The organism is Actinophytocola sp., assembly GCF_009379765.1.
In the GTDB taxonomy this organism is placed as follows: Bacteria; Actinomycetota; Actinomycetes; order Mycobacteriales; family Pseudonocardiaceae; genus Actinophytocola.
The window spans coordinates 40,617-61,002 of record NZ_WHTD01000014.1 but is presented as its reverse complement, the minus strand read 5'-3'; the positions used below and the strand labels follow the sequence as shown (position 1 = coordinate 61,002).

Annotated in this window: 25 protein-coding genes; 10 read left to right on the top strand and 15 right to left on the bottom strand. The window is 71.7% G+C overall.

Going from position 1 to position 20,386, the window contains the following annotated elements:
- Positions 1-42 precede the first annotated feature (42 nt).
- Both GEV28_RS06510 and GEV28_RS06505 read right to left on the bottom strand, forming a co-directional pair.
- Positions 43-369, bottom strand: coding sequence for a hypothetical protein (locus GEV28_RS06510; protein ID WP_291409619.1), 327 nt, complete (start codon positions 367-369; stop codon positions 43-45).
- A 43-nt stretch (positions 370-412) separates the two neighbouring features.
- Positions 413-1,564 carry a hypothetical protein gene (locus GEV28_RS06505; protein WP_291409618.1) on the bottom strand — a complete coding sequence of 384 codons (1,152 nt, stop codon included), beginning with the start codon at positions 1,562-1,564 and terminating at the stop codon, positions 413-415.
- A 119-nt stretch (positions 1,565-1,683) separates the two neighbouring features.
- Here GEV28_RS06505 and GEV28_RS06500 point away from each other — a divergent pair, with 119 nt between their 5' ends.
- Complete coding sequence (locus tag GEV28_RS06500; protein WP_291409616.1) at positions 1,684-2,082, top strand: hypothetical protein; 399 nt, start codon at positions 1,684-1,686, stop codon at positions 2,080-2,082.
- Between the two features lie 119 nt (positions 2,083-2,201).
- Here GEV28_RS06500 and GEV28_RS06495 read toward each other — a convergent pair whose 3' ends face one another.
- Positions 2,202-2,639: a MarR family transcriptional regulator gene (locus GEV28_RS06495; protein WP_291409614.1), complete on the bottom strand. Its 438-nt coding sequence runs from the start codon at positions 2,637-2,639 to the stop codon at positions 2,202-2,204.
- Positions 2,640-2,674: 35 nt separating this feature from the next.
- Between GEV28_RS06495 and GEV28_RS06490 the strand changes: the two genes are divergently transcribed.
- Entirely contained in the window at positions 2,675-4,108 is a 1,434-nt protein-coding gene (locus GEV28_RS06490; RefSeq protein ID WP_291409612.1) for an FAD-dependent monooxygenase, read from the top strand.
- Entirely contained in the window at positions 4,105-4,446 is a 342-nt protein-coding gene (locus GEV28_RS06485) for a hypothetical protein (protein ID WP_291409610.1), read from the top strand. Before GEV28_RS06490 ends, GEV28_RS06485 begins: the two co-directional genes overlap by 4 nt.
- Here the strand turns inward: GEV28_RS06485 and GEV28_RS06480 are convergent.
- The 4 genes from GEV28_RS06480 to GEV28_RS06465 all read right to left on the bottom strand — a co-directional run bounded on the left by GEV28_RS06480 (position 4,433) and on the right by GEV28_RS06465 (position 7,291).
- Positions 4,433-4,645 (bottom strand): hypothetical protein, encoded by a 213-nt coding sequence (locus GEV28_RS06480; protein WP_291409608.1) that lies wholly within the window; start codon positions 4,643-4,645, stop codon positions 4,433-4,435. The genes GEV28_RS06485 and GEV28_RS06480 overlap by 14 nt on opposite strands.
- A gap of 224 nt (positions 4,646-4,869) precedes the next feature.
- Positions 4,870-5,799 (bottom strand): hypothetical protein, encoded by a 930-nt coding sequence (locus GEV28_RS06475; protein ID WP_291409606.1) that lies wholly within the window; start codon positions 5,797-5,799, stop codon positions 4,870-4,872.
- Complete coding sequence (locus GEV28_RS06470; protein ID WP_291409604.1) at positions 5,796-6,626, bottom strand: protein phosphatase 2C domain-containing protein; 831 nt, start codon at positions 6,624-6,626, stop codon at positions 5,796-5,798. Before GEV28_RS06470 ends, GEV28_RS06475 begins: the two co-directional genes overlap by 4 nt.
- Positions 6,626-7,291, bottom strand: coding sequence for a hypothetical protein (locus tag GEV28_RS06465; RefSeq protein WP_291409602.1), 666 nt, complete (start codon positions 7,289-7,291; stop codon positions 6,626-6,628). The genes GEV28_RS06470 and GEV28_RS06465 overlap by 1 nt, the downstream gene beginning before the upstream one ends.
- A 169-nt stretch (positions 7,292-7,460) precedes the next feature.
- On the opposite strand from GEV28_RS06465, the gene GEV28_RS06460 reads away from it, so the two are divergent.
- A complete protein-coding gene (locus tag GEV28_RS06460) occupies positions 7,461-10,415 on the top strand; it encodes a tetratricopeptide repeat protein (protein WP_291409600.1) in 2,955 nt (984 codons plus the stop codon).
- Here GEV28_RS06460 and GEV28_RS06455 read toward each other — a convergent pair.
- The 3 genes from GEV28_RS06455 to GEV28_RS06445 form a co-directional block, all read right to left on the bottom strand.
- Complete coding sequence (locus tag GEV28_RS06455; protein ID WP_291409598.1) at positions 10,387-11,649, bottom strand: helix-turn-helix transcriptional regulator; 1,263 nt, start codon at positions 11,647-11,649, stop codon at positions 10,387-10,389. The genes GEV28_RS06460 and GEV28_RS06455 overlap by 29 nt on opposite strands.
- A 121-nt stretch (positions 11,650-11,770) precedes the next feature.
- Positions 11,771-11,944 carry a hypothetical protein gene (locus GEV28_RS06450; RefSeq protein WP_291409596.1) on the bottom strand — a complete coding sequence of 58 codons (174 nt, stop codon included), beginning with the start codon at positions 11,942-11,944 and terminating at the stop codon, positions 11,771-11,773.
- 117 nt (positions 11,945-12,061) lie between these two features.
- Positions 12,062-12,568: an NUDIX hydrolase gene (locus tag GEV28_RS06445; RefSeq protein ID WP_291409595.1), complete on the bottom strand. Its 507-nt coding sequence runs from the start codon at positions 12,566-12,568 to the stop codon at positions 12,062-12,064.
- A gap of 152 nt (positions 12,569-12,720) precedes the next feature.
- On the opposite strand from GEV28_RS06445, the gene GEV28_RS06440 reads away from it, so the two are divergent.
- Complete coding sequence (locus GEV28_RS06440) at positions 12,721-13,326, top strand: protein kinase (protein WP_291409593.1); 606 nt, start codon at positions 12,721-12,723, stop codon at positions 13,324-13,326.
- A gap of 28 nt (positions 13,327-13,354) precedes the next feature.
- Here GEV28_RS06440 and GEV28_RS06435 read toward each other — a convergent pair whose 3' ends face one another.
- Both GEV28_RS06435 and GEV28_RS06430 read right to left on the bottom strand, forming a co-directional pair.
- Positions 13,355-13,723: a PIN domain-containing protein gene (locus tag GEV28_RS06435; protein WP_291409591.1), complete on the bottom strand. Its 369-nt coding sequence runs from the start codon at positions 13,721-13,723 to the stop codon at positions 13,355-13,357.
- A gap of 39 nt (positions 13,724-13,762) precedes the next feature.
- Positions 13,763-14,023 carry a hypothetical protein gene (locus GEV28_RS06430; RefSeq protein WP_291409589.1) on the bottom strand — a complete coding sequence of 87 codons (261 nt, stop codon included), beginning with the start codon at positions 14,021-14,023 and terminating at the stop codon, positions 13,763-13,765.
- Between the two features lie 197 nt (positions 14,024-14,220).
- On the opposite strand from GEV28_RS06430, the gene GEV28_RS06425 reads away from it, so the two are divergent.
- From GEV28_RS06425 to GEV28_RS06410, 4 genes are read left to right on the top strand one after another with little or no spacing between them, the layout of a single operon-like run.
- Complete coding sequence (locus GEV28_RS06425; RefSeq protein ID WP_291409587.1) at positions 14,221-14,604, top strand: PE domain-containing protein; 384 nt, start codon at positions 14,221-14,223, stop codon at positions 14,602-14,604.
- Positions 14,558-15,244, top strand: a complete 687-nt coding sequence (locus GEV28_RS06420) for a DUF3558 domain-containing protein (RefSeq protein WP_367115042.1) — start codon at positions 14,558-14,560, stop codon at positions 15,242-15,244. Before GEV28_RS06425 ends, GEV28_RS06420 begins: the two co-directional genes overlap by 47 nt.
- Complete coding sequence (locus tag GEV28_RS06415; protein ID WP_291409583.1) at positions 15,244-16,440, top strand: hypothetical protein; 1,197 nt, start codon at positions 15,244-15,246, stop codon at positions 16,438-16,440. Before GEV28_RS06420 ends, GEV28_RS06415 begins: the two co-directional genes overlap by 1 nt.
- Position 16,441: 1 nt before the next feature.
- A complete protein-coding gene (locus tag GEV28_RS06410) occupies positions 16,442-17,194 on the top strand; it encodes an ESX secretion-associated protein EspG (RefSeq protein WP_291409580.1) in 753 nt (250 codons plus the stop codon).
- Positions 17,195-17,273: 79 nt separating this feature from the next.
- On the opposite strand, the gene GEV28_RS06405 is transcribed toward GEV28_RS06410, so the two are convergent.
- Genes GEV28_RS06405 through GEV28_RS06395 form a run of 3 tightly spaced genes read right to left on the bottom strand, consistent with a single transcriptional unit; the run spans position 17,274 to position 19,382 of the window.
- Complete coding sequence (locus GEV28_RS06405) at positions 17,274-18,857, bottom strand: hypothetical protein (RefSeq protein ID WP_291409578.1); 1,584 nt, start codon at positions 18,855-18,857, stop codon at positions 17,274-17,276.
- 14 nt (positions 18,858-18,871) lie between these two features.
- Positions 18,872-19,087 carry a hypothetical protein gene (locus tag GEV28_RS06400; protein ID WP_291409576.1) on the bottom strand — a complete coding sequence of 72 codons (216 nt, stop codon included), beginning with the start codon at positions 19,085-19,087 and terminating at the stop codon, positions 18,872-18,874.
- Between the two features lie 4 nt (positions 19,088-19,091).
- Positions 19,092-19,382, bottom strand: coding sequence for a hypothetical protein (locus GEV28_RS06395; RefSeq protein WP_291409574.1), 291 nt, complete (start codon positions 19,380-19,382; stop codon positions 19,092-19,094).
- A 103-nt stretch (positions 19,383-19,485) separates the two neighbouring features.
- Here GEV28_RS06395 and GEV28_RS06390 point away from each other — a divergent pair, with 103 nt between their 5' ends.
- Positions 19,486-20,370 (top strand): helix-turn-helix transcriptional regulator, encoded by an 885-nt coding sequence (locus GEV28_RS06390; RefSeq protein WP_291409572.1) that lies wholly within the window; start codon positions 19,486-19,488, stop codon positions 20,368-20,370.
- Positions 20,371-20,386 lie beyond the last annotated feature (16 nt).

The window sequence follows — 20,386 nt, the reverse complement described above, 5'->3', positions numbered from 1 at the left end:
TCGCGACCCCCGAGTCCAACACTCACGACCCGCTCGGGCCCTTCAGTGGCCACCACAACACTGGTGTGGCTCTTCGATCTCCGCCGGGCGCAGCACGCCACCGGCGGCGGGTTCCACGAGCAGGACGAGCCGGCCGGCCACGAAGGTCGGCCGGAGGTGGTCGCGGGTGTCCACGACGGCGCGTCCCGCACCGTCCAGCCGCTCGGTGAGCGCGGCGAGGTCGGCGGCGCCCGGCTCGCGCCGGAGCCGCGCGGGACAGCACGACCCCGGCCACCGTGGCGGAGCGGTCGACGTGTGTGCACACGAGGTCCGCGCCGAGACCGTCCACAGCGGACAGCAGGGCGGCGTCGAGATGAGCGGCGGGGCCACCGGCGAGCACCGGCCCGCAGGAGACCCCGATCCAGGCGGGCATCTAGATGACGTCGACGAACACGGGGTTGGCGTAGAACCAGAGGTCCGCCCACGGGTCGGCGTCGCCGAGCATGTCCATCACCGGGCCGCCATCGGCGCCGAGCTGGTTGCCGTCGGTGCCCAGAAGCCGCAGGTAGAACGCGCGGTCGACGTTGCGGAACACGTGCGTGAAGCGGACCTTCCCGCGCGCCCGGGACGGCACCTCGAACGTCTCGACGACGCTCGTCCCCGGCGCGAGGTACGTGTCCCGGTCGGCGACCGGGCCGGTGACCGCGCCCGCGATGAGGTCCACCTTGGCGAGCTTCGGGGTCGCGCCGTTGACGTTGCGGCCCGCGGCGAGCTCGACCTCGATGGTCACCTCGACATCGCCGCCACGGCGCACGAAGGTCCGGCCGCCGATGGTGACGCCGCGGGTGTCGCCGTCGCGCTTGGCCCGGACCCGCAGGTCGAGCCCGTCGATGAGCCGGCCGTGCACCGCGACGACCTTGCCCGCCCGCATGCCGCGCATGATGTCTACATAGGACCGCGAGGAGGCGCCGACGAGCGTCGAGCTGTAGAAGCCGGGCCAGAAGTCGCCGTAGGTCTGCGGGACGTCGGTGTCGACCGGGGCGCCACGGCTGCCGGTGGTGGCGTGGTCCTGGCCGCCGGGCTTGACCGTGTCCTGGAACACCTGGTGCGCGTCGGAGGTCGCGGTGACCCACCACGGCTTGCCCTCGGCGAGCAGCGAGTCCCAGAGGCCGCCGAGCTTGGCGGTGAACCAGTCGAAGCCGCCGTAGGTGCGGTAGGGGTTCTCGGCCGCGGTCGGGTCGAAGCCGGCGAGGCTGTCCGCGCTGGGCGAGCCCTCGTAGAAGCCACGGCCGCCGCCGAGCCCTCCGTCGGCGCCGGTGATGCCCGCGGCCTGGTGTCCGGGGGCGCCCTCCATGCCGACGGCCACCTCCGGTGCGGCGTCGCGCCAACCGCGGAACTCGTGCGGGCTGTCGACGCCGCGCCGGCCCGGGTGGTTGGCGAACATGAGCGCGATCTCGGTGCGGCCGGCGAGGACCTGCGCGTCGAGGTAGCGCAGCGCGGCGAGCGCGAACGGCTCCCCGTCGGCGGAGGTCGCGCGAGCGATGAGCCCCTTTCCGCCCTGGGCGACCGGCGTCGAGAGGATCATGCCGTCGTAGGCGGCCTCGAACGCCTTCAGGATGTCGACCGTGTTGCGGCCGGGCGGGAGGAAGACGGTCGCGTGCTCGGTGCCCGGGATGTTCCACTCCAGCCCCCTGGAAGACGAGCATGTCGCGGTACTTGCCGCGGGCGCGCTCGATGTCCGGGGTCACCCGCGCGATGGAGAACTTCTCGTGCGCGCCGCCGCCGTGGTCGGTGATGACGACCCAGTCGAGGCCGTACTCGCGGGCGTTGGCGACCTGGGTCGCGACCTCGTACTGCGCGTCGGGCGAGTACTTGGTGTGGAGGTGGTGGTCGCCGGCGTACCAGCGGTCGCCGCCACCCCACTCGTTGCCGGGCTTGTGGCCGTGCCCGGTCGACGCGGCGGCCGGCGTGCCGGAGACGGCGGCCGCGCCGGCGGCGGCACCGGCCATGCCCAACCCGGCGAGGGAGAGCGGCCGGTCGTCGGCCTCGTCCCGCCAGCTGCCCTCGACGACCTCCGGCTCGTGTGCGTGGTCGTGCTCGTGACCGTCGTGATCGTGACTCATGCGTGGGACTCACCTTCTGCGCTCCGCCAAGCCGCGGGGAAGTATCACCAGACACGCATGGGCCAAGGACCCGTATCAGGCTGAACACCCGGTGAACACTCAACTGTCCATGGACTCCGCGGCCGCGTTGAGGGCGTCCATCGTCCGGGCGTAGTCGCGTAGCCGCCGCTCGGTCAGGCGGCGCATCAGCCGGCGCTTGCCGTCCCGGCCGGCGTCGCGGAGCTCCGCGACCAGGGCCGCGCCGGCCTCGGTCAGGTAGACGCGCCGGATCCGGCGGTCGGCCGGGTCCTCCGCGCGGCGGACCAGGTCGCCGAGCCGCTTGGTGATCCCCGTGACCGCGGCCGGCCCGACCCCCAGCGCGTCGGCGAGCTCCTGGCCGGCCATACCGTCCGAATAGGACAGGATCAGCAGCACGCGCAGCTGGCGCATCGTCAGATCGACCGACTGCAACGGGCTGTTCTGGCCGGCCGCGGTCAGCTGGAGGTACCGGTCCTCTGCCCGCTCGATGCGTTCGATCAGCCGATCCTTCTCGCTCACGAAAATTACTTTACATGATGTGTACTGTTCGCATCATGGAAAGTGTCATGATCGTCGGTGGCGGTCCGGTCGGCCTGTTCCTGGCCGCGGAGCTGGCGCTGGCCGGGGTGACCCCGCTGGTCGTCGAGCGACTGACCGAGCCCGACCCGCGCAAGGGTGAGGACGACCGCGGCATCACCGCACGCACCATGCGGACCCTCGCCGCGCGCGGGCTCGCCGACGCCACGACCGCGCTGGCCGAGGCCGCGGTGCGCCGGCTGGCACGGCTGGCCGACCCGTCTCTCGTGGACACGCCGAAGGACCTGCCGGCGCTGCTGGAGAGCCTGGGCATGGCCGACGTCAAGGGCGACTTCGCGATGCTGCCGCTCGTCGACCGGAACGGGACGATGACCGATCTGTCGCCGCCGCTGATGGTGCTGCAGGGTGAGTTCGAGGAGATCCTCGCGTGCCGGGTGGCCGAGCTGGGCGTGCCGGTGCGGCGCGGTGTCGAGGTCACCGCGGTGGCGCCCGGCGACGACCGCGTCACGGTCACCCTCGCCGACGGGTCGGAGATCGAGACCGCCTGGCTGGTGGGCTGCGACGGCGGCCGCAGCACGGTCCGCCGGTGCGTGGGCTTCGACTTCCCCGGCACGGACCCGTCGATGGTGGCGCGGATCGCGGTCGCCGACATCGACCTGGCCCACGGCTTCCAGCGGCTGCCGACCGGGATGCTGGCCGTCGCGCCCCCGCCCGCGCCGAGCATGACGATCGAGTTCGACCCCGACCCCACCCGCGACGGGGAGCTGACCGCCGCGGAGTTCGAGGCGAGCCTGCGCCGGGTCAGCGGCACCGGCGTAACCGTTCGGGAGATCGCCGCGCCGACGCGGATCACCGACAACGCCCGCCAGACCAGCACGTACCGCCGCGGCCGGGTGCTGCTGGCCGGGGACGCCGCGCACGTGCACTCACCGATCGGCGGCCAGGGCCTCAACCTCGGTCTGCAGGACGCGGCGAACCTCGGCTGGAAGCTGGGCCTGGTCGCGGGTGGCCGCGCGCCGGAGTCGCTGCTCGACACCTACACCCGAGAGCGTCACCCGGTCGGCGCGGAGGTGCTGCGCAACAGCCGGGCCGAGACGGCACTGCTGCGGACCGACCCGCAGATCGAGGCGCTGCGCGCGCTGCTGGCCGAGCTGCCGACCCAACGGCACCTCGTCGAGCTGATGAACGGCCTGCACATCCGCTACGAGCCGGGCGAACACCCGCTGACCGGCACCTTCGTCGACGACCCGCACGCGCTCGAGCTCCTGCGCGCCGGCCGCGGCCTGCTCCTGGGCGGCCACCTGCACGAGACCGCCGCGGCATGGGCCGACCGGATCACCACGGCCGGCGGCGAGGACGGGGTCCTGGTCCGCCCGGACGGCTACATTGCCTGGGCCGGCACCGATCCCGACGGGCTGCGAGCAGCGCTCATCCGCTGGTTCGGCCCATGAGGAGGCCCGATGGCGCTCGACGACGTACTCACCAAGGTCAAGGACTCGCTGCGGGCCACGGTCGTCTACGCCGAGCCCTACGAGAAGGACGGACCACCGTCATCCCGGCCGCGACGGTCATCGGGGGCGGCGGGGGCGGCAACGGCCGCGGCCCGACGGGCGGCGAGGGCGGCGGCTTCGGCATCCTCGCGCGGCCGGCCGGGGCGTTCGTCATCCGGGACGGGACCGTCCAATGGGTCCCGGCGGTCGACCCCAACTGGCTGGTCGGCACGGTCACGGCCGTGGCCCTGGTCTTCGGCGTCCGGCTGACCCGCCGCAAGCAAGTCAGGGCGCGATGACCAGCTCCGCCGGCGGCGCCACGTCGGTCGGCGTGGGCGCGGGAGCGCACTGCTCGGTGCCGGGCCGACCGGGGCCGCACTCCGCGGCACCGGGGTCCGCTCGGCCGCCGATGCCGAAGTAAAGCCCGACCACGATCCCGAGCGCGAATCCCAGCGCCACCAACCGGACCACGCCGGACAAGGAAACAATAACTCTCATCGGAACCTCCACACCGGGAACCAATTCCAGACTGCGCCCGGAAATACCCTGACAACAGGGATTCCCGACGCCCCACCCGACTGGAAACAGGAAACCGACGAGAAAACGAATGCGATGTGGCTAGCCCCAGCAGCCACATCGCATCGCCGACACGGCGACGCCACGAGACGACACAGCCACGCCACAGGACGACACGGCGACGCCACGGGGCGACACGGGGAACATCACCTCCCTTGGTCGAACCCGTTCGACGGGCTCCCCACCTCGTCCACAGCGTGACTCTCGCCGGCATATTCGCGATGGATCGGATCCGCATTCCGGCCGGACCGGCGCCGGGTGAGCGCGCCCAGCCAGAAATCCGCCGCCGGACGCATCCCCGGCCGGGCCGCCTGCTCGGCCAGCCCGGCCAGCACCGGGCCGAGCGTCGCCCGCAGCGACCCACTGGCCCGCACGTCCTCGGGCGTCACCGCGTGATCGCCCAGCAGCAGCCGCAACGTGAGCAGCGCGAGCTTGTACCGGTCGGTGTCCGGCGTGACCTCGCCCCACCGCGCAGCCGGGTCCGCCCACCCGACGGTGTCCGCCGGGCGCACCGCGGGCTGCCGTCCGGCGATCCGGAAACCGTCGCAGTCGATCGCGAACACCCCCGGCCCGTCCGTCAGCGTCCACAACAGGTTGCGCATCGACACGTCGCCGACCAGCACGTCGTGCCGGTGCAGCACCTGGAAGAGCCGCAGGTACCGCACGGTGAGCCAGCGCCGCTCGGCGTCCGTCGGCAGCACCAGCTCGTCCCACATCGCCCGCCGCGGGTAGAGCAGGAACTGCAGCTCCAGCAGCCGCCACCGCCCGGCCAGCACGGTCGCGAACCGGGCGGGCGCCTCCTGCATCAGCAGGCCAACGCACCGCCCCCGGTGGAACACCCGCCCGGTCGGCCACGCGGTCATCGCGCGGATCAGCGCCCGGTCCGCGCTGCCGACGCCGGTGGGCAGCGCGATCAGCCGGCCCAGCTCGTCGGCCAGCACGTCGACGTCGTTGTGGTACAGCTTCAGCAGCACACCGGCCGGCCGGGACAGCCGGAACACCGCGCCCTGCCCGCCGTCCGCGACGACCTCCGCGACACCGAGGTCGGCGATCTCCATGTCGCCGAGACCGGTCATGACACGGCCCAGACGACCACCGCTGTCCGATCGTCGTCGAACGTCCGCAGATCGAACTGCAGCTGGTGCAGGTACGCGACCGGCCCGGGCGGCTCGACCCACGCCGTCGCCAGGTATGCGCCGGCCTCGGTCTCCTGCACCGGCACCCCGATCCCGTCCGACGCCAGCACCAACGCCTGCCCCGCCGCCAGCACGCCGGCAGCCGTCTCCGCCGGCCGGCGCGGCGACGGCAGACTGTCGGTGCGCGGGTCCACGATCTCCCCCACCCGCGGGTCGAACAGCGGCCGGAAAGCTCCGTCCGCCAACAGGAACGCCGGGCTGTCCCCCACCCGCGCCACCTGGTACCGGTGCTGTGCCGACCCCAGCTCGACGAGCGCCACGGTCAACGTCGTCGAACGCGAACCCGGCTCCGGCCCGTCCTCCCGCACCGCCCGGTCCGCTGCCCGCAACGCGTGCCCGAGATCCACCGCGGCCGCCCCCGGCAACGCCCACGCCAGGTAGCCCAGCGCGTGCCGGACCGCGAGCTGCGCACCCCGGTGCGCGTCGGCCGCCGCCCCCACCCCGTCCGCGACCGCGGCCAGCACGTACCGGCCGCCGAGCTCGGTCACGCCGACCGCGTCCTGCCGCACCACGCCGTCGAAGCGGTGCGACGTGCCGCGGGTCGACGCCGCCCGCACCTCCAACGCCCCCACCCGGCCCGCTTCGACGACGGTGTCCGGCACGTCGGCGACCGGGTCCAGCCGCCACGGCATCCGGGCCGCGAGCGACGGCGGGCCCAGCTCCCGGGGGCGGAACACACCCTGGTCGCCCCACACCGACCCGATCATCAGACCGGGTCGATCTGCAACGCGGTGAACCCGGCCACCCGCTGCGGGACCCGCAGCACCAGGTCGCCGTCCGCGGTCACCCGACCCGAGCTGACGACCGACATGGTCAGCGCTCGCGCGAAGGTGTGCAGCGCCGCGGCCGGGCTGACCCCGCCCTGGCTCATGTACGCCTGGAACGTCCCGATCCGGCCGATGGTCGGCGCGTCGGCGTCGCCGATGCCGAAGGAGATGATGTTGGGTCGGGCCGACCAGCCAGGGTCGACGAGCCGCTCGTAGGCCGCCTGCCATGAGGTGGGGTCGGTCGGATGCCCGTCGGACAGGAAGAACACGGCCGGCCGGTACACCCGGTGCGCGTCGGCCTTGAGCATGTCGACGTCCCGTTCGATGGTCTCGCGCAGCAGGGTGAAGACCGCGCCGAAGCTCGTCGCCGCCTGGGTGGTGAGCCCGACGAGCGAGACGACGTCGCTGAGCCGGCAGAGTGGTTGCAGGATTTCCGCGGTGCCCGAGAAGCCGATCAGGCAGAACCGGGTCTTGTCCGCCACCACCGGGTCGGTGCCCACGGCGTTGTGCAGGTCGGCCAATCCGTCGTTCAGCGCATCAAGATGGTCGGCCATCGAGTACGACTGGTCGCACACCACGTAGAACGGCAATATCTGTTCAGGCATCTCTCCTCCTCGTGAGGGAGGATGGCCCGCTCACCCGCACCAGATCTGGATCAGATGTTGACCGCGAGGGCGATACTCCGGATGCTCGCGCGGCGATGCGTTTCACTGGGGGTCGAAGTTCTTCCGGCGAAAGCCGGAAACGTCCGTGGGAGACGGTATGGACTTTCGGATGTTCGGTCCGTTCGAGGTCTGGCACGAGGGTGTCCAGATCGAGCCGGGCGATCTGCAGCAGCGGTACGTGCTGGTGATCCTGCTGCTCAACGCGAACCGGGCGGTGTCCCGGGAATACCTGCAGGAATACGTGTGGCGCGGGCAGCGGCCCAAGTCCGACCTGATCACCAGCTACATCGCGCGGCTGCGCAAGGTCTTCAAGGACGCGGGCGTCGACGACGTGGTGATCGACAAGTCCCCGACCGGCTATGTCCTTCGGGTGGACGAAGGCTCGATCGACACGGTCCGGTTCGGCCGGCTGCACGAGCGGTCGCGGCACGCCAAGCCCACCGATGCGGTGCCGTTGCTGCACGAGGCGCTGGACCTGTGGCGCGGCCCGTTCCTGTCCGACCTGGACATCGACCGGGTCGGCGGCCCGACCATGGCGCCGTCGGAGGACACGCGGGGCGACGCGCTGATCGACCTCGCGGCGCTGGAACTACAGGCGGGCAACCACCGGCGGATCCGCGACCGGCTGCGGCCGGTGTGGGAGGAGGACCGCAGCCAGCAGCGGCTGGCGGCGATGCTGATGCGCGCGTTGATCGCCAACGGGGACCAGGTACGGGCGGTCGAGGTGTTCCACCAGACGCGGGACGCGCTGGAGGAGTTCGGCATGGAGACCGCCCGCGAGCTGCGGGACATGGCGTGGATGGCGCAGTACGGCGAGCGGCTGAGCTCGCTTCCGTTGCGGCTGGCCAGGTTCACCGGCCGGCGCGACGAGCTCGCGCTGGTCGACGCCGCCGCCCGCGCCACGCTCGAGGAAGGCCCGGCGGTGCTGTGGATCTCCGGTATGCCCGGGGTCGGCAAGACCGCGCTCGCCGTGCACGCCGCGCACCGGCTCGCCGAGGCGTTCCCGGACGGGCAGCTGTTCGTCGAGCTCAACGGGTTCACCCCCAACGTCGAGCCGACCGCACCGGCCACCGCGCTGGAGCGACTGCTGAGCGATCTCGGCGTGCCGCCCGAGGCGATCCCGGAGTCCACCCGGGCCCGCTCGGAGCTCTACCGGTCGCGCCTGGAGGACACCCGGACCCTGGTCGTGCTGGACAACGCCGCGTCCGAGGAGCAGGTCGAGCCGCTGCTGCCCGGGGTAGCCGGCTGCCTGGCGGTGGTGACCAGCCGGGAGCTGGGCGACCTGGCCGCCACCGACCACGTCCACCTCGAGCCACTGCCGGCCGAGGAGGCGGTGGAGCTGTTCCGCAAGCTCGTCAGCGCCGACCGGACCCGCGGCCGGGTGGACCAGGTCCGCGAGGTCGTCGCCCGCTGCGGGCAGGTGCCGCTGCTGATCCATCTCGTCGCCGCGCAGTTCCGCCGGCACCTGCGCTGGCCGCTGGACCACCTGGTCGACCTGCTGCGCGAGGCGTCGCCGCTCAGTCCGGACACGAGCTTCTCCGACCTGGCGACCGTCGCCTGCACGGTGTCCTACCAGCAGCTCACCGACCCGCAGCAGGACCTGTTCCGGCTGTTCGGCCTGGTCCCCGGCGCGGACCTGTCGGCGCACGGCGCGGCCGCCCTGGTCGGCGCGCCCGTGCCGAAGGCGCGGCTGCTGCTGGAGGACCTGCACGGGGTGAGCCTGCTGGAGGAGCCGGCCCCCGGCCGGTTCCTGATGCTCGACCCGCTGCGCGACTACGCGGTGTCCGCCCACCCGGTCGACGACCCGATCGCACCGGTCGCCCGCCTGCTCGACTTCTACCTGACCTCGACCGCCGCGGCGATGGCCGTCCTGTTCCCCTTCGACCGCGACCGCCAACCCGAGATCGACCAGGAGTGCCCGGTGGTGCCCCGGTTCGCCGACTCCGCTGCCGCCCAGACCTGGCTGGGCGACGAGCGGCGCAACCTCGTCGCCGCCATCAACTACGCCGCCGACCACGTCTACCGCGACCACACCTGGAAGCTCGCCGTGCTGCTGTGGCGCTACTTCTACACCGCCGGCCACCTGCGGGACTGGACCGAGACTCTGCAACGGGCCCGGGAGGTGCTCCGTAGCTCGACCAACACGCGCGGGCTGGCCAACGTTCTGCTGCGGCTGTCCGGCGCGCGCCGGCGGTCCGGCGCGCAGTCCGAGGCCCGGTTGCTGGCCGAAGAAGCGCTACCGCTGTGGGAAGAGCTCGGCGACGTGCGCGGCGAGGCGGGCACCCTGACCGCGATCGCCTCTGCCGCGCAGAACCTGGGCGACCTGCCCGAGGCGGCCCGGTGCTATGCGGCAGCGCTGGAGCGGTTCGAACGCATCGGCGACGAGCGCGGACGGGCCAACACGCTGGACCACTTCGGGCTCGTGAGTGAGCTGTTCGGTGACTTCGAGACAGCCGAGCGGCAGCACCGTCAAGCGGTGGAGCTGCTCCGCGAGCTCGGCCACACGCACGGCCTCGCGCAGTCGTTGGACAACCTGGGCTGTGCGCGGCAGCGGCTCGGCCGGCTCGACGACGCACTGGCCAACCACACCGAGGCCCGGGAGCACGCCGTGTCGATCGGCGACCGGGCGGCGGAAGCCTATGCGCTCAACAACATCGGCAACACCCACCGCCTCGCCGGCCGGCTAGAGGAAGCCACCCGGTTCCAGCAGCAGGCGCGCCGGGTCGCGGACCTGGTGGTGGACCCGAACCTCCGCACCCAGCTGTACCTCGACCGCGGCGAGACCGCGTGGGCCGGCAAGGACGACCGGGCCGCCCTGCACGCATACCGTGCCGCGCTGGACATGGCCGCCGGCACCGGCGAGAGCGCGCAGGCGGCCCGCGCCAACCACCGCATCGGCACGGTGCTGCACGAGACCGGCCACCACAACCCGGCCGTTCCGCACTGGCGTGACGCACTCGCCGGCTACACCGAGCTGGGGCTGCCCGAAGCCGACCAGGTTCGCGACCAGCTGAGCGAGCTGAGCTGCGCGTGCGCTAGCTCGGCACGTTCAGCACCGGCATGAGGTCCGCCTGGAACTCGCGGACGGCACGGTCGCCATGCCAGCGGTTGAGGGTCCTGGCGAGGTCGCGCAGGTCGCCCCGGATCGTCGCGGAGTCGACCTGGGCGATGTCGGGAAGGAGGTCGCGAACCGCTGAGCACGCGTGCTCGATATCGCCGTTCAGGGCGTGGGCGAGCGCGCGCCGCACACCGAACCGGGCCTTGGCCCGGCGTGCTGTCGGTCTGATCCCGGGCACCTGCTTGTCGAGGATCTGCGCCGCCTCCGCCGGCCGGCCCAGGTCGTAGAGCGACCAGCCGGCCGCCAAGGACACCTGGTCGGGCGCGCTGCTCATGCCGAGAACGGGCGCCGTGCCGTCCTCGCGAACGGCGAGCAGGGACGCGGCTCGGTCCAGTGCTCGCCGGTAGGCGGACAAGTCTCCGGCAAGTGCGTGTCCCTGGGCCTCGAACTGTGCGGCCAGGCCGAGGATCCGCGACCCGGCGGCGGGATCGCGCTGAGCCTGCTGGGTGAGCCCGACGGTGCTGACCGGGTCGTGCCGGTACATCGCGAGCTCGGCCCGCCGGACGAGCGCGAAGCTGGCCAGGTGCGGGTCTCGGCCGGCGGCGGCGAGCTCGACGGCCCGGTCGGTCCACCACAGCGCGGCGCCCTCCTGGCCGGCCTCCTGGCTCATCCACCCGGCGAACTCGGCCACCCGGGAGGCGAGCCGGAGCAGTTCGGAGCGCATGGGCTCGGGATTGCCGGCCGCGAGGGTCCGGAGCGCGTGCACCTGCGCGATCGCCGGGGCCAGCACGACCCTCGGGCTCGCCATCATCCCGAGCTCCCGGTGCTGGTAGAAGGCGGAGCGCAGGACGGTGAGCGTGTGCTCGTCGGTCGCGATGCCGGCCCCGCGGGTGAGTGCGGAGCCGAGCAGCACGCCCGCGCCGGCGAGCATCGTGCGTCGGGAGACCTGGTTGAACCGCACCCCGCCGGTCTCGTCTAGCTCCATGACCCACACCCCGCCGTCGGCATCCGGTGGCTCGACGGCCTGACTGCTCGCCGGCTGGACCGCGGCCGTCAGCACGCCGTCGGTGCTCAGCGCGCGGTCGCACAACTTCGCGAACATGGCGCTCGGCCGCTGCAAGCCGTTCTCGATCTTGCTGACGTGGCCCTTGCTGTAGATGATCCGCCGGGCGAGCTCACCCAACGAGATACCGGCCTCGGTGCGTAATTTTCGCAACAACATGCCAAATGACTCGGCCACCGGTTCCCTCCAGGTTCGCTCCTGCGAGTAGAACATTTCGACATTCCGATGGCAATGTTCTACGCACGCGGGCCCTCCGGTCGTTGCCCGACGGACGAGGGGCCCGCGTCACGAATTCCGACTAGTCCATCCAGTCGTGCCCGTCGGTGGTGTTGGTCGGGGGCGGCGGCGGAGGCGTGGTCGGGTCGGCGGAAGCCGAGGTCGAGATGAGGGCGGGGGCGGCCACCGCGATGGCGGCGGCGCACAGGAGTCCGGTGACCTTGGCCGTGAAAACGGCGCGACGAGGCAACGACATGATTACTCCTTGGTTTGGGTTTCCGGCGCTTTCGAGCACCTACCAAGAAGAATTCACTCGGCCGACGGGCAATACCAGATGGTGCCCGTTTCCCCTTTCAGGAGGAAACGGGAAACGCTATTCGACGATCCCTTTCACGTGCGCGGCGAGAATGGCGAACGAGCTCCCCGCGTGCGGCAGCTCGCCCGCGAGCACCATCTCGACCACCTGCCCGAACGGCAGCCGGTGCACCCGGAGATCCGCCTCACCGGCCTCGAGCCGCTGCTCCCCGTCGGTCAACCCGGTGGCGAGGAACGCGTGGTCCCGGTGGTTCGTCAGCGAGTCCGCGCAGTTGACGACCCCGAGCTCGACCCAGCCGGTGGCGGAGACCCCGGTCTCCTCGGCGAGCTCCCGCCGCGCGGCCGCCGCGGGTGTCTCCCCTTCGTCGACCCGCCCGGCCGGCAGCCGCCACTGAGCCTGCCCGTGCACGTAGATCCACTGCCGGGTGACGGCGACCCGACCCCGCGCGTCCACGGCGAGCACGGTCACCGCGGGCGGCGCGACGACGTGGTCATAGACGGCGGACGACCCGTCCGGCCGGAGCGCGCCGTCCCGCCGGACCTCGAACCACTCGGAGGAGAACACCTGCTCAGACGTAAGGCGCGACCATCCGGCGCCGGCCCGCGACTCGACCACGTCGCAAGTCCACCACGTGGTCGGCACCCGATCCACGTTCCGTCCACTTCTGATCCACCCCCGCCAAGCACGATGACGACCCACTGACCCGAGGGACGCACATGGGAACCCGACTTGGTGGTCGCTACGAGCTCCTGCACCCGGTCTGGCGGGACCGGCTGGGCTCGACCTGGATCGCCCGGGACCCGGCCGGCTGGCCGGTCTCGGTCCGCGTCCTGCCCACCGCCCTGGCCGAGGACCCGGCGGTGCTCCGCCGCTTCGCGTCGGACAGGCGCCGGCTGACCGCCGTCCGGCACCCCAACCTGGCGGCGGTCCTGGACCTGACCACAGCCGACGGCACCGCGGCGATCGTGAGCGAAGCCGTCGACGGTACCAGCCTGCGCCACCTGCCCGGCCCGCTACCGCCGCGGGAGGCGACGAGGGTCGGCGCTGCCGTCACCGCCGCGTTGACCGCGCTGCATGACGCCGGTGTGCCGCACGCGCACCTCGGCCCTGGCAACGTCTACCTGACCCGCGCCGGCGAGGTCCGCCTGGTCGACATAGCACTGACCCGCCTGCTCGCCGACTCACCGACGGGCCGCTCGCTCCTGCCCCCCACCGCCGACCAACCGGTCCGTGCGCTGCTGCTCGACGTCACCCGCCGCCCGAGCAGGCGCCGACTCCCCCGCACGTTTCTCGCCACCTACGACACCTGCCCAGGGGCGTAGCCAGTCGTCTCGGCTACGCGGGATGACCTCAGATCGCGATGAGCGGCAATGTGGGATCCAGCTTCCCGAGGTCCTCAGGATCCGAGGTGATCACCGGGCAGTGGTTCAGTCGGCGGGCGCACACTGCCACGCAGGCGTCGATGACGTCAGCCGTGCCACTGTCACCGAGCAACGCGCCTATCTCGAGGGCGGTCGGATAGTCGAGACCGACGAAGCTCAGGTACGAGTCGGCCAGGAAACGACGCAGGTTGGCCTGTCTCCCGCCGCCCCGCACGACCTGTGCGACCACGACGGTGGGGATCACGATGCTGACCTCGCGCGACCGGGCGCGCCGGAGCAGCTCCTGAACCTGTGTGGACCGACGATCGACACCGATCAGCGCGCCGGCGTCCAGCACCAGTGCCCGGTTCATGCTGCGCCGTTCATGCTGCGCCGTTCACGCGACGCCACGGTTGTGCGCGGACTGCTCGGCGAACGCCCGGTCAAGCTCCCGCTCGGCCCACGCGCCAACCTCGGCGGAAGGCGCCCCACGCTCGGCGTCCCACTCGGCGAAGAGCGAGTCCATGATCACACCCGGCGCCAGTCTGGTGGCGATGTAGGCGGACACCGACCGGGCCTCGCCACGATCGACCGCCGCCTTGATCGTGTCGATCAAGTGCTCAGGCAACGTGATGGAGATCTGCCGAGTCTTACTCATGATGCCATCATAGTGGAATCCACTCACCATGCCGCTCGGCGCAAGCCAGTTGAGCGGCCAGCGATGCCGCGATCCTCCAGACGGGTGACCACGACCGAAACGACTGCCCGCCCGCGGGTCCCGTCGTACTCTCGATGCGCGGAGTGCCCGTGGGAACACGAACAGTAGGATGCGCGTGGCGAACTGGGGAGGTCGTGGTGACGAGCGAGGACGCGCTGGGCAATGCCGGATATGCCATCACCGGCAGCGGCGGAGGCGGCTCCGGCGGCAACTACGTCTTCGCCAACCTCGCCGAACTGAAGGCGATCATCACCCAATGGACCGAAATCCGCGACGCCATCCAGGCCGACGGAGTAAGACTTGCGCAAGCTCAGACCCTCATCAGGCCGCCGGCACACGACACCATGAGCAAGCGGCAACCAGAAGCGGTGAACCGATCACTGGACAAGGCGCTGGCTCACAACGCGACGATGCGCGCGTACGCGAGTTCCTATATCGAGAAGTTGTCCGCCGCTAGAGAACGGTACATGTCCGATGACGACGCGAGCGCGGCGCGGATGCGAGCAGCCGATGCGAACTGACCTACTGCGGCCACGCATCCTCTCGGCTTTGGCCCTGGCGTGTGCCATGCTGGCGGGGGGAGCGTGCTCTTCGGAGGCCGACGGCACACCAACTCCACAATCGTCCGGCGAACGGCCGGAGACGAGCGAGTCGAGCCCTGACCCGTCCACCGGCGATCCGGCCCAGGAAGCGCCCGGGGTGGACAACCCGTTGGACGCGAGCCGCTTTCTCACCGATCCGTGCACCGTCCTGACACGGGCTCAACTAGCCACGTTCGACGTCACCCGACCGGGTATTCCGGAGACAACGGGCGGCGTGGCCGAACAGGTAGGTCCGTTCTGTACCTGGCACGCCGCGGCAGAACTGGGCAGCACAATTGGTGTTGGTTTCATCACTGGAAACAAGAACGGCTTGTCCGACACATATCGGGGTCGCAGCCAGTTTGAAGATTTCCGGCCAACCGAAGTGGAAGAATACCCCGCCGTGTTCGCCAACAGCCCAGACCTCCGCTCTAAAGGCATGTGCACCATCGTCGTGGGCATCAGTGACTCATCGGCAATTCAGGCAACTGAAGTGGGCGAGTTGGATGAGACAGGGTCTTGTGAGCGGGCGAAACAGGTGGCGACGTCAGCGTTGGCGACGATCCGAGAGGGTGGCTGATGGGCGACATGAGCGGTGACGAGATCTACCGGAACTTCCACGACGGGGATGGGCCGGAGGGGCTCATCGGTGGGGCCGCGGTCGTGAAAGACGTCGCCAGCGAGTATTACGAGCGGACGAGGCAGATTCAGGCGTTGGTGGGGCGGATGGAGTCGGTCTGGCAGGGGGAGGCGGCGGGTGCTGCGCAGCGGGGAGCCGGGCCGTTGGCGACCGAGCACGAGCTCGCCGGCCACGCGTTGGGCACCGCACAAGACCTGACCGGCCGGCAGGCCGGGTCGTTCGACGAGGCCAAGAGCAGGGTCGTACCGGTGCCGCCGAAGCCGGAGATGGAGAACCCGGCAGCGGTGTTCACCAACCTGCACGCGGGGGTCGACCACGAGCGGCAGGTGGACGAGTACAACGCGGCGGCGCAGAACAACGTCGACGTGATGAACGGCTACTCCGGCGCCTCCGAGTACAACACCACCAACCTCCCGGCCAGCTACGGCGACCTGTCCGATGACAAGACCGGGATCAGCGTCGGCACCCCTAGCACGATCGACTCCAGCGACTTCGGCGACGACACCGGCCGGGACGCTGGTCGGGACCCTGGCCGGGACGCCGGCTGGGACACCGGTCGCGACCCCGGCGGCTCCTCGGGCGGCGACCCGGCTCCCGAGCCCGACCAGTCGGCGCCCCGCGGCCCCGGCGGCGCGACACCAGGGCCAGGCGGTGCACAACCGCCCGACCCCGGTGCGACGGTGCCCGGCGCCTTCAACCCGTCCGGCCCGGGCGGTCCCGCCGTCTCGCCCGTCGACGCCACCGCCGGCAGGACGACGGGCGGCGCTCCGGTCACCGGTCTGGGCGTGGTCGCGGGTCCCGGCGGCGAGCCCGGTCCTGGACGCGGCGGAAGTGGTGGCGGCGTGGGCGGCGGCACCCGCGGCGCCGGACCACGGGGCGAGATGCTCGCCGGTCCACGGCCCGGCGCGGAGCCGCACGGCTCGCCCGCCCGGCCCGGGGCGACGGGCATGGTTGCCGGGGCGGGGCGCGGGGCGGCACCCGCGGGCGGGATGCCGATGGGTGGCGCCGGCCGAGGCCGTGATGGTGAGGACACCGAGCGGAAGCGGCCGGAGTGGCTCGAGGGCGGCGACCCGGACGACCTGTTCGACACCGACGTGCTGACCGCGCCGCCCACGATCGGCGCCGAGGACGACTGACATGGCGCTACCCACGCCGGCGAAGGTTCCGGCGTCGCTGCTGGCGTGGCTGGTGGCCGACGCCAACCTCGGCGAGCTGCACAAGACCCTCGCCCCGGAGGCCCGCTGGCGACCGCCGGCCGGGCACGACGCGCTGCGCCGGCAGTCCCACGACCAGCTCACGGAGCTGGGATGGCGGGACCGGTACGGCAGGCTCGAACGGGAGGTCGCCGGCTCGCTCGCCGTGCTGTGCCGGCCCCGGGTCGAGTACTACGGGTGGATCGCCCACGGCGGCCACACCATCGGGGTGCTCGCCGGACAGATCGGCAGGGAAGCCATCCTCGCGGTCTGCCAGCCGGACTCGACGGTGTGGCTGACTTCCATCCACGCCTCCCGGCTCGCCGAGCGGCTCGTCGCGCAGACGCCCGACGTGCCGGCCGGCCAGGGCAGGCCGTTCACCGTGTCGGCGGCCGAGGTCCGGTCCACCCGCCGCGACGGCCGGCAGCGCACCCCGGCCGGGGTCGGCGTCCGGCGGGCCGTCCCCGATGTGCGGCAGGCGCAACGGCTGGCCGCGTTGCCGGCCACGGGGTACGGCGAGCTGTCCGTGGCGAGGCGGGACGAGCTGGGCCGCCGGCACCGGGCTCGGAAACCGTTGCGGTACACCGACACCAGCGACGGCCGGTTCACGATGCTGTTCGCCGGCGGCGAGGACCAGGTGCGGGTGGAGCCGGCCAGCCGGGACGACCTCGTCCGGCACCTGAACGCGATGCCCTGAACGGGCCGCTCGGGACGCTCAACGTCCTCAATGGCCCGTTCAGGGCACTACGCGACCAGCTAACAGGGGCCTAGTTGATCTAGGCGAAATGCGTCCGGACGACCTGGGCCATGGCCTCGACCGCCCCGCCGGCCTGTTTCGGGGTCACCGCGGCGTCCGTCTGCCGGTCCGCGACGCCGCGCCCGCCCATCGGGCTCAGCCCGATGTGCAGGTTGCCCCGTTCGGCAAGGTCGCCGCCGGGCGAAAGGTAGACGTCGAAGCCGCTGCCCCAGAAGGTCACCATGGGCTTGCCGGCGATCGTGGTCTCCCGGCGGTCGCGGTACAGCCCGCCCCGCCCGTACTCCCCCGGGACGTTCACCGCGTCGACGTTGACCGTGATCTGGAGCACGTGGTCGGGCGCGACGAAGATGCAGTGCGCGCCCCAGGTGACCGCCGCGTACTCCGCGCCGAACGCCGCCTCGATCGCCTCGTCGAACACCGCGCACTGGACGTGCCGGTTCTCCTCGGCCGCGGCCAGGATCTCCGCCGGCCCCTCGGGCACGCCGACCTCCTGGTACGGCTCGCAGTCGTCGCTGGCACCGACGCTGAAGTCGACGCAGGCGCCCCGCGTGGCGGTGTCGTTGTCGTCCGGGCCGTACAGCAGCGGGCGCTGCGGGGCGGCGTCCGCGTCCGCCGGTCGCTGCCCGGCGAGCGCGACCACCCGCGCCACGAGCCGTGCGGTGGTGTCGCAGTCCTGGGTGGACAGCTTGACGACGGTGGCGGCGAACCACGTGTTCCGGCTGCCACTCGGACCGTTGTCCCAGGTGGCGATGCATCGCTTGCCAAGATCGGCGACCTCGACCGTCCGGCCGGCGACCTGGCGGGTCCGCCCGGTGAACTCGGGTGCCCCGGCGTAACTGATCTCCAGGCGGGGGCCGTAACCGTCACCCTCCAGCGGGGCGGTGTAGCAGCCGGCGAACGGGTCCCGGGTACCCGTCGGCTTGTACCGGAAGCGCTCAGCCTCCCCACCGAGCAGCTGGGTCACGAGGACGCAGCCGTCCCAGGCGGCGAACGGGCGGCTCGCCGGATCCATCGCGACGCTGTCCGGGGCCCGCAGCTTCGCCACCGTGGCCTCGGCATACCGGCGAACGGGCGGGCACGCGCCCGGCGACTCCAGCTCGACCGACCGGTTCGCGCTCACCGGGATCACCACCTGGCACGTGTCCCCACTCCGGACGTACTGGTAGGCCTTGGCCCCGCCGATCGTCACCGGCGCCTGGAGGTACCGGCTGATGTGGGTGGAGTCCGCGCCGACCTTGACCGTGAGACCTTCGTCGCCGGGCGAGAAGTCGGGGTCGGCCAGGAACAGGCACGAGTGCGGGCCGGTGGGGATCGCGGCCAGCTCGACCGGGCCGAGCAGGCACGGGTCGAGCGCGCGCAGGGCGACGGTGACGGCCTGCATGTCCCGGCCCTCGGGTCGCGGCGTCCTCGTGCCGGTGGCGACGATCACGGTGGGCAGGCCGGCGCCGACGGACCCGGCCGGCGCGCGCTGGTCGGTCTGACCGCCGGTGAGCGCGATCGGCACGACCACCGCGGCGGCCACCACGACGACCAGGGCCGGGATCAGCCAACGCCACCATTTCCGGGACCCGCCGGGCCGGTACCGCTGATTCGGGAAACCCACATCTCCCCCACATGTCAGTCGGCTTCGGAGTCGGCGAGGAGCGCCAGGCAGGTCGAGCAGTGCGCGCGGATCTCGTCGTCGGGCAGGTCGCCGACCAGCCATGCGCCGCAGATCGCGAACCCGACCGCCACGCCGCCGACCGGGAAGGTGCCGTCGTCGCGCACGTGTGCCCGGTCGGGTTCGAGAACCGAGTGGCCCCATCGCACGGTGGGTTGGCCGGCGGTGGACACACCGTCACCGCGCCGCGGGCAGGTCGACCCAGACCAGCCGCGCGCTGACGTCGGGGGCGTGGCTCAGCAGCCGGCAGGCGCGCTCCGGGGAGCGGACGTTGAACCACGAGCGCCCGCCGTCGCACATCACCACGGCGTGGTCCGCGAACGCCAGGCCCCACCCGGCGATCTCGCCGTCCAACCGCTCGCCAACCTCCGCCACCACGGCGAACAGCCGGGGCGCCTCGTCGCTGACCATCTCGTCGACCAACTCGGCGAACTCCTCCTCGCCGCAGATCGCTGCCAACTCGCCCATGCCACATCCCGTGCTCGATCCATCACCTGACGTAAGCTACGATCGTTCATACGACTTTGGATGGAAAGTGGGAATCCCATTTTTCACCTGAACGGGGGCATGGGTGTCTGAGGAGAACAAGTGGGTCGTCACCGCAACGGTGCGGCAGTGGCAGCTCACCGAGACGCTACGTCAGCTGCGGGAACAGCACGGCTGGACGATCGAGGAGGTGGTCGCGCGGCTGACCAAGATCGGCGGCAAGTGGTCGACGTCGAAGCTCAGCCGGATCGAGACCCGGCAACAGGGGGTGAAGTCGTTCGACGTGGAGCGGCTGCTCGACGCCTACGAGGTGACCGACGCGAACACCCGTGAGTGGCTCATGGGCCTGTCCGCACGGGCCGGTGAGCGCGGCTACTGGCTGGCGATCCGCAAGGACTTGCCGGTGGACTTCCAGCAGCTACTGCACGTGGAGGCGACCCTGCTCGCCGTACGCCAACTGGAGACGCTGGTCGTGCCCGGCCTGCTCCAGACGCCGGACTACACGCGGGCGCTGGTCAACGGTGTGAATCCCGGCCTGGACTTCGAGGTGGCTGAGTGCCGGGTGCTCGCCCGGATGGCCCGCCAGCGAGTGCTGAACCGGCCGAAACCGTTGCGGTACCACGTGATCCTCGAAGAATCGGTTCTCACCAGGCCGGTCGGCACGCCATCGGTGCTGCGAGGTCAGCTCGCCAAGTTGGTGGACGCGGCCGAATCGGAGCACATCACGCTGCAGGTGCTGCCGACATCGATCGGCGTGACGCCTGCCGTGCAGGGTCCGTTCTCGATCCTCACCCTGCCCGAGCCGATCCCCGACTTCGGCTATGCGGAGAGCCCAGGTGGCGCGATGTACATCGAGGACCGCGCGCACGTACGGGAGCTGGTGGAGATGTGGGGCATCCTCACCGGTCGCGCATTGACGTCCGCCGATTCGCTGGACGCCATCAAAGCTGCCGAGGAGACTTGCGGGTAGGACAACCCCGGGAGGA